Annotated in this window: 1 protein-coding gene; it reads right to left on the reverse strand. The window is 35.1% G+C overall.

Annotated features, from left to right (window positions below; genetic code table 11):
- The coding region (locus tag J8281_RS19565) for a transposase (RefSeq protein WP_210199300.1) at nucleotides 1-236 on the reverse strand (236 nt) is incomplete at its 3' end.
- Between the last annotated feature and the right edge of the window lie 15 nt (nucleotides 237-251).

Here is a 251-nt window from a genome sequence, read left to right on the forward strand (position 1 = left end):
TGCTGCCCAATGGTTTTTAATAAACGTTCTTCCTTTTCCTCTGCTTCTGTTTTTTTGGACTTTGAACCTTTGGTAAAAACATCCTCGGCATTTTTAAGAAACTCGCGTTTCCAAGAGGTGATTTGATGCGGAGCAACATCAAAACGTTGTGATAACTCATTGGTCGTCTCTCGTTCTTTTAAAGCTTCTAAAACAACTTTTGTCTTGAATTTTGAAGTAAATTTTCTTCGTGTCATAATACAGTAAATTTA

The sequence above is a fragment of the Aquimarina sp. U1-2 genome, from assembly GCF_017897595.1.
GTDB lineage: Bacteria > Bacteroidota > Bacteroidia > Flavobacteriales > Flavobacteriaceae > Aquimarina.